We start from the raw sequence: 6,900 nt of genomic DNA on the forward strand, positions 1-6,900 counted from the left end.
ATACTCAATGAAAATCAAAAAGCAAACTAGGAAACTAGCCGTAGGCTGCTCAAAACACTGTTTTGAGGTTGCAGATAAGACTGACGAAGTCAGTCACATATAAACGGCAAGGTGAAGCTGACTTTGTTTGAAGAGATTTTCGAAGAGTATGAATACTCACGTCCCTTACAACAATCATTATAGCAGAGGAGTTTCTCAAGAACAAGTTCTTTTGCCTATCTGGTCTCTATATCAGTCTAAGTGGTCTGATTTTCTTTAAAAAGAAAAAGAAGCCTGATGAGACTTCTTCACTTTGCCGATTGCAGGGATCGAACCTGTGACCTAGGCTTTACGAGTGCCTTGCTCTACCAACTGAGCTAAATCGGCGATTACAATTACAGTATAGCACTCTGAGAATAGATGTCAAGTAATTTTCATCTCTATTAGAAAAAGCCTGTCCTGAGACAAGGCTTTGATATTCTATTATTTACGAACCTGCACTTTCATAAGAATCCAAGCCCCTGTCCCAGAGTTTAAGGGAAATACCAAAAAAGACAAGGGAAATCAAAATCAAACCTCCGATGTTAAAGATTACATCCTTGTCCTGCAAGAAATAGCTGGCAGGATAGTAGGCCGTAAAGGCAAAAGGCACGATAAAGCTAATCAACCATCGAAGAAGGGAATTGTAAATAGAAATCGGATACTTAGCAAAGTCATTAAACATATAGAAAATATAAATCATGGCGCCTGACTGTTTGGTCCAAAAAGCGATACTGGCTGTCGCAATTTTCAAGGAAGTATAAATCAAGGTCGCAAAAGGAATACAGACTAGGAAAAGCAGGAATTTTGGAAGAGTCCAAGCAATGCTAGTCACTGTTGTTCCCAGTAGGATACCACCGACCAAAAGCTCGCCCAAGGCATCAATCTGAAAGGTCTCAACTAGGATGTGGAAGAGGGGATTGATAGGACGAGTCAGATACTTGTCAAACTCCCCTTTTCGCACTAGGCGCTGGCCCAGTGCCCAGAGATTGTCAAAAAAGAGATGGTCCAAGCCCTTGGGAATCAATGAAAAACCATAGATAAAGGCGATTTCTTGAAAAGTCCAACCTTCTAGGGATGGGATGTGTTGAAAGATGACATTGAGAAACAAGAGATTCAAGCCTTGAGTCAAGAAAACTCCCAGCACACCAACCACAAAATCCACCTTGTATTCCATAATTTGTTTGATGTATTGTCTGATAAAAATCAGATGCATGCGTTGATATTTTTTCATACTAACCTCCCTGAATGGTAATGAATGACTGGACTCGTTTCCAAATCAACTGAGACAAGCCCACCATCACTAAGAGCCAGAAAAACTGCAAAAGGAGCGCCTGAATCATCTGCCTGGCATCGTATTTCCCAACGATAATCATGACCGGAGTGTAAATCAAGGATGAAAAAGGCAGGAAGGACAGAATATCTGAAACAACCTTTGGAAAGAAAGCCAAGGGAATCAAACTTCCAGACATAAAAGCCACTATGGAAGTCTTAAGTAGGTTGGAACCCCAAAGATTTTTAAACACAAAGGCTGAAAATCCAAAACAAATATTAAAGAAAAAGTTAATCAGATAAGCCAGCGTTAAGCTAAAAAGATAAAGGACAGTTAATCCCAGCACTTCTGCAATCCCTTGCCCAGATAAAATTTTCATCAAAACAATGACACTTAAAAATGGAAGGCCAACAGAGATAAAAATTAACCACTTGGACCCAAGCTCGGTGAAAAGATAAGAAGCTGCAAAATGCACTGGTCTCAACAAACGCATGATAATGGAACCATCCTTTACCTCCTCCCCAATCATAAAGGACGAATCGGATCGAGTCAGAAGATTTGTCACAAAACTCATGATGATGTAGAGGGTGATATCTGCCATACTAAAGCCCTGAATCAAGGACTCTTGTGAGGAATCAAAGACAGCCTTCCAGAGATAAAAGGCAACAAAAGCCCCCATGACATCGCCAATCCGATAGAGAATAAAGTTGACTCGGTAGGTAATCAATTCCTGAACCCCTGCATTGATAAAGGGTTTATAACGTCTCCACAATTTGACCATTTTAGAGCTCCTTTCGATAGAAGCGGCGGATAATATCCTCAATATCCGTATCCACCATCTTCAAATCGCGGATTTCAAAATCAGACAGGGTTTGCTTGATAATGTCAGCTGACTGGTAGCGGGAACTATCAAATTCAATGTTAAGAGTATTTCCCTGTCTATCAATGCTCATATCAGACAGGCCTTCATAGTGAGAGACGAGATGACTTTGCCCTGGCACCAGTTCAAAAGAGAGAGTCTTCATCTTACCAAAGGTCTCCTTGAGTTGGCTCACCGTTCCATCAAAAATCTCTTGCCCCTTGTCAATCATGAAAATCCGATCACAAAGTTGCTCAATATCACTCAAATCGTGAGTTGTCAAGAGAATGGTAGTCTCTTCCTCCTGATTGATCTGGGTAATGGCACGACGAATGTTATCCTTGACCGAAACGTCCAAACCAATGGTCGGCTCATCTAAAAAGAGAACCTTGGGATTGTGGAGCAAGGAAGCTGCAATATCCGCCCGCATGCGCTGTCCCAGTGAAAGAGTTCGCACAGGATCCTTGATAAAGTCCTTCAAATCCAAGACTTCATTCAAAAAATCCATGCGCCTATGAAAGAGCGAGTCTGGCACATCGTAAATCTCCTTCAAGACCGTATAGGTCTCTTGCAGGGCCAAATCCCACCATAGCTGGGTACGTTGTCCAAAGACTACACCAATATCTTTGACATAATCTTGACGATTATCCTGGGGAATCTTGCCGTTAATCCGACAAAAACCAGATGTAGGTTTTAAAATCCCTGTCAGCATTTTAATGGTTGTCGACTTCCCAGCACCATTAGCCCCGATAAAGCCTAAAATTTGCCCTTTGGGCACCTCAAAGGTTAAATCCTTGACCGCTTCAAAGGTCTGCTTTTCAGGATGAATAAAGGAACGTAAAGCCCCCTTCAAGCCCGGTTCCTTAACAGTCTTCACAAAATTTTTCTGAAGATGTTCCACTTCTATCATTGCCATATCTATCTCCCTATCGCAAGGAATAGCAACATTGTATTTTGACTACAAATATTCTAAATCCTTACTTTCTACACCTTCTACATTTTATTATTACAAAAGGCTTTATACCAACCTATTATAATCCAATAAAAACTAGAATGCAAGCGTCTGCCTAAAGTTTATGAAATTGAAAATTTTTCTCTTAAAATAATACTTTTAATCAAAAATTCCGTTGAACAGTTTATCTTCCTATCCAATGACCAACCTACCACCCTTCCCTACTAAAACAGCCCTTGACTTTCTCTATCTTTTTATGTAAGATATGTGTCATACAATATCGTTACAAGGAGAAATGCCATGTCAAGACTTACACGAGACCGAGTTTGTAACTTCCGCGTCAATACTCAACTATTTGAAGAAGCAAAAACCATCCTAGAAAGCCAAAACATCAGCCTTTCAGATGCCCTCAACCTCTTTGTAGAACAAATCGTCCTTGAAAAAGGGCTACCAATTAAAACAGCCGACCAACTCAAAGCAGAAATCTTCCTAGGCGAACTCAAGGCAGAACTAGATAAAGGCTACCAAGACATCATCGAGGGGCGTCTCTACGACGCAGACGAGGTCTTTTCAAAGTATGGACTATAAAGTACGCTTTACAGAACAAGCCAGACAAGACTTGGACGCTATTTTCATCTACTACTCCACAGAGTTCAGTGAAAACATAGCCAAGAAAGTCTTCACTCGCCTCCAACAAATTACCAACCTACTCACCTTCTCACCAGAGGGCGGTATTAACTTTGACCATAAAATCGGATACTCCCTCTATCCAGGAAATACTCTCAGAATGATTGTCTCTAAACAATACCTACTCTTTTACCTCATTCATGAAAAAGAAGTCCATATCCTGAGAATTATCAACTCACGCACCGACTACCTAAACCAACTCGACCACCTCTTTCAACATATCCAAGACTGAGAAGTAAGCTCTCAGTCTTTGTATTTACTGTAAATCAATGGCATATAAAAAAACATAAATAAGGATTTTTTAAAACTCCCAATCCTCTAACATATCGAGGAACTCCCTAACGTTCGACTCATGCACAAGCTCACGTTTGTAGAGAACAGCAATCAAAGCATGGAAACCATTCTCTTTTTAGACTCAAAATGACGAAATTGTGGAACCTCTACAGGTCCAATAACTTTTAACATTATAGTTGATTGAATCTGGAATAGTCCGCCGAGTTTTCTAAAACATTGTTAGAAATTGGTTTAAATCCCCCAATCAACTTGTCCATTTTTTATCTCATTTCACTGTACAATAAGTGAGACTGAAAAAAGTCTTTAAAATTAAAAACGCATAATATCAGGTCTTGAAAAACTTGATACTATGCGTTTTATTGTGGGAATATTTACTTCATTTTATCCTGAAATGAAGTTTTTGCCCATCCTCATTAAGGACAATCTGTTCATTGCAAACAAATTATACCCATTAGAAAGATTAGTCTTCTTTTTTCTTGCGAGCAAGAAGTCCAAATCCACCTAGGACTCCAAGAAGTCCAAGCGCAGCTAGACTAGCATTAGCTTCTGTACCTGTGTTAGGCAATTCTTTTTGACCATCAACATATTTAGGTGTTGCTGGCATTTGAGGTTTAGCTGGCTCTACCGGTTGTGCTGGTTGAGTCGGTTCAACCGGTGTTGGAGTTGGCATCTCAACTTTGCGGAAGATATGTCTGATATTTCCATTTGAATCTGTCACAGTCTTCACATATTCGTAACCTGGAATTGTTCCCGGTTCTTTAGAACCTGGCTCAGTTGGTTTCAATGGATTTCCACCCTCATCAGTCCAAGTAGTTGTATTTTGCTTACCTGGATTTGGTTGAGGAACAGGTGAAGGTGTTGGAGCTGGTGGTGTTACTTTTTCATAAACATGAACAGTATCTCCATTTGACAGTTTCTTAGTCTCAACGAAGCGGTAGCCTGGGATGTCTTTCTTATCTACTGTTCCTGCTTCACTTGGATAGTTAGGAATTTCGTTTCCTTCTTTATCTTTGAAGAAGGTACTTACTTTTTCGTAGATATGTTCAGTATCACCATTTGGTAATTTCTTAGTCTCTACGAATCTGTATTCTGGAATATCTTTCTTATCGACTGTACCTGGCTCACTTGGATAGTTTGGAATCTCTTTGCCTTCTTTATCTTTGAAGAAGGTACTTACTTTTTCATAAACATGAACAGTATCTCCATTTGACAGTTTCTTCGTTTCTACGAATCTGTATTCTGGGATGTCTTTCTTATCGACTGTACCTGGCTCACTTGGATAGTTTGGAATCTCTTTGCCTTCTTTATCTTTGAAGAAGGTACTTACTTTTTCGTAGATGTGTTCGATATCTCCGTTTGGAAGTTTCTTAGTCTCTACGAATTTATAACCTGGAATCGTTTTAGCCGGAGTTTCTCCTTCTTCTGTTGATTTCACAGGGTTGTTGTCTTTATCAACAGTAATAAGATTGCCTTCCTTATCCTTGAATGTTGTTGTTACTTTTTCATAGATATGAGTAGTATTACCCTTGTTATCAACTTTAGTTTCAACAAATCTATAACCTGGGAAGTCCTTCTTATCAACTTTGCCATCTTCTGTAGTACTTCCTGAAACAACATTCCCATCTGTATCTTTAAACTCCGTTACAGGACGCACAGTTGGAGTATAAGTTTCAGAAACTACCTTACCATTGACGTCTTTCACTTGAACTGTTACTCCAGAAGTTTTCCCTACAAAATCTTTTTCTGGTGTAAATTCAACGACTCCATCCTTGAGTACATATGTTCCTTCTCCTGGAACTACAACTTCTTTCACTTCTTTACCAGTTTTATCAACTAATGTTAGAGTAGACTTATCAAGTTCAACTTTTTCATGACCTTTATTAAAGTTTACTGTTGTATTATCTTGATCTGGCGTATCAAATACTACAGGAGATGTTTGAATAGTTCCACGAGCTCCTTCAGTAACCGATGAAGCACCTGTTGGAGTTACAGCTGTTACCGTTGGAGTGTAAGTCGTTGTTGTAATTGTTCCGTTGGCATCCTTCACTTGAACTGTTACTGGAGTTGCCTTTCCTACGAAACTTGAAAGAGGTTGGAAGGTGATGGTGTTGGTGTCTTTGTTTAGACTGTAGGTACCTTGATTTGCCACTGTAACAGTTGTAGTTTCTGCTCCATTGGCATCAAGAAGCGTTACCGTTCCCTTATCTAGCTCAACAGACTTCGCAACAGTTTCAACCATAGCACTACCTTTAGTAAAGTTCACAGTGCTAGCGTCTGTATCTGTAGTGTCATACTTAATAACTGAAGTCTGGGCTTGTCCTTGCGGTCCAGTTGTCTCTGAAGCTTCAGAGCTTGGTGTTACTGGAATAACTGTTGGGGTGTAGGTAGCTTCTTTCGTAATGCTTGCAGTTTCATTCTTGGCATTTTTAACAGTCGCAGTTGCTTCAACTTTGATGGCATCTGGTGTCCCCTTGTACGCACCATCTGGTTGGAAGGTTACTTTACCTGTCGTTGAATCAATTGTATACGTACCAACTGATTGAACAACTACAGATGTTTCATCTGTCGCTTGGCCTGTAGTTGGATCCACAAGTTTATAGCCTGTGATAGTCGTTGTTGCTTCTGCTCCATTTGACAAGGCAAAGGTTGGAGTTCCTTCTTGTTCTGCCCCTTGAATATCTTTCGATGTCACATCAGTCGATGTTAGAGAAACTGGAGTAACTGTCGGAGTGTAGGTAGCGGTTGAGGTTTCACCATTTGAGTCCGTTGCTTGAACAGTAACACCTGTCCCCTTCTCTTTGTATGATGGATCTGGTA

6 protein-coding genes and 1 tRNA gene are annotated in these 6,900 nt (G+C 40.1%); 2 read left to right on the top strand and 5 right to left on the bottom strand.

Annotated elements, in window-relative coordinates:
• Positions 1-293: 293 nt before the first annotated feature.
• The 4 genes from HT698_RS05945 to HT698_RS05960 all read right to left on the bottom strand — a co-directional run bounded on the left by HT698_RS05945 (position 294) and on the right by HT698_RS05960 (position 3,066).
• A tRNA-Thr gene (locus HT698_RS05945) sits at positions 294-366 on the bottom strand.
• Positions 367-466: 100 nt separating this feature from the next.
• A complete protein-coding gene (locus HT698_RS05950; protein ID WP_173217749.1) occupies positions 467-1,252 on the bottom strand; it encodes an ABC transporter permease in 786 nt (261 codons plus the stop codon).
• A gap of 1 nt (position 1,253) precedes the next feature.
• Entirely contained in the window at positions 1,254-2,072 is an 819-nt protein-coding gene (locus tag HT698_RS05955) for an ABC-2 family transporter protein (protein ID WP_173217751.1), read from the bottom strand.
• A gap of 1 nt (position 2,073) precedes the next feature.
• Entirely contained in the window at positions 2,074-3,066 is a 993-nt protein-coding gene (locus tag HT698_RS05960) for an ATP-binding cassette domain-containing protein (protein WP_173217753.1), read from the bottom strand.
• A 336-nt stretch (positions 3,067-3,402) separates the two neighbouring features.
• Between HT698_RS05960 and HT698_RS05965 the strand changes: the two genes are divergently transcribed.
• Both HT698_RS05965 and HT698_RS05970 read left to right on the top strand, forming a co-directional pair.
• Positions 3,403-3,690 (top strand): type II toxin-antitoxin system RelB/DinJ family antitoxin, encoded by a 288-nt coding sequence (locus HT698_RS05965; RefSeq protein ID WP_173217755.1) that lies wholly within the window; start codon positions 3,403-3,405, stop codon positions 3,688-3,690.
• Positions 3,680-4,021 carry a type II toxin-antitoxin system RelE/ParE family toxin gene (locus tag HT698_RS05970; protein WP_173217757.1) on the top strand — a complete coding sequence of 114 codons (342 nt, stop codon included), beginning with the start codon at positions 3,680-3,682 and terminating at the stop codon, positions 4,019-4,021. The genes HT698_RS05965 and HT698_RS05970 overlap by 11 nt, the downstream gene beginning before the upstream one ends.
• Before the next feature lie 522 nt (positions 4,022-4,543).
• Here HT698_RS05970 and HT698_RS05975 read toward each other — a convergent pair.
• The coding region (locus HT698_RS05975; protein WP_173249596.1) for an LPXTG cell wall anchor domain-containing protein at positions 4,544-6,900 on the bottom strand (2,357 nt) is incomplete at its 5' end.

The organism is Streptococcus sp. 3109 (genome assembly GCF_013276905.1).
Classification (GTDB): Bacteria; Bacillota; Bacilli; order Lactobacillales; family Streptococcaceae; genus Streptococcus.

Bases quoted from the DNA above. Each gene is read 5' to 3' on its own strand.
- HT698_RS05960 (WP_173217753.1), bottom strand. From the start codon at position 3,066: ATGGCAATGATAGAAGTGGAACATCTTCAGAAAAATTTTGTGAAGACT.
- HT698_RS05950 (WP_173217749.1), bottom strand. From the start codon at position 1,252: ATGAAAAAATATCAACGCATGCATCTGATTTTTATCAGACAATACATC.
- HT698_RS05970 (WP_173217757.1), top strand. From the start codon at position 3,680: ATGGACTATAAAGTACGCTTTACAGAACAAGCCAGACAAGACTTGGAC.
- HT698_RS05965 (WP_173217755.1), top strand. From the start codon at position 3,403: ATGTCAAGACTTACACGAGACCGAGTTTGTAACTTCCGCGTCAATACT.
- HT698_RS05955 (WP_173217751.1), bottom strand. From the start codon at position 2,072: ATGGTCAAATTGTGGAGACGTTATAAACCCTTTATCAATGCAGGGGTT.